General features: G+C 46.1%; 1 pseudogene. It reads right to left on the reverse strand.

Annotated elements, in window-relative coordinates:
- A pseudogene (locus ACFINH_RS10190) lies at window positions 1-710 on the reverse strand (hypothetical protein); the annotation flags it as partial.

Below are 710 nucleotides of genomic sequence, written 5' to 3' on the forward strand. Positions count from 1 at the left end.
GGTTAATTGCGCTTTGCCTGTCGCTACAAGAAACGGGGTGGAAATTGAAAGAACCGTTAAATTGGACTGTTTCAGTAAATTGTTTACCTCTTCCGCTAGCGCTTTTGCCTGTGAAGCTACTGTATGGGCTGTTGTTGCCGTTGCTAGGGAACTCTTGATACCTCCAAGCTCTTGTTTCGTCGTATCGGCTGTTGTTTTGGCTTCTTCTGCTGTCCTTTTCGCTCTATCGGCTACTTCTTTGGCTTTTTCGGCTTCGCTCTTGGCTTGATAGGCTTGTGAATCTGCCGACTCGGCTTTTTTCTTGGCTTCTTCTGAGTACATCCGCGCTAAACTTACGGGGGCTTTAAAATTCTCAACCACTTGGTTGATATCAATAACCCTACTCCTCGCAGACGAGGCTATTTTCTCTGCATTTTCTGCCTGATTGCGCGCTTGCGTCGCATCATGTCTTGCATAACCAGCAGACTCCTTGGCTTCCTTGGCTATTTTTTGTGCCTCTTCCGCTTCTTCTTCTAAAGACGCGGCTTTCTTACCCGCTGTTTCAGCTGCCTTTTGCGCCTCTCCTGCTATATATTTTGCATTACTCGCTATTTCCTTGGCTTTTTCTACTTCATTCTTGGCTTCATACGCTCGGTCATCGGCTTTCTCTGCTATTTTCTTGGCTTCTTCACCTGCCATTTCTGCTAATCTTGCTATAGTCTTAGCGTTAT

The sequence above is a fragment of the Bartonella sp. AA74HLJMH genome, from assembly GCF_042197045.1.
Lineage (GTDB): Bacteria > Pseudomonadota > Alphaproteobacteria > Rhizobiales > Rhizobiaceae > Bartonella.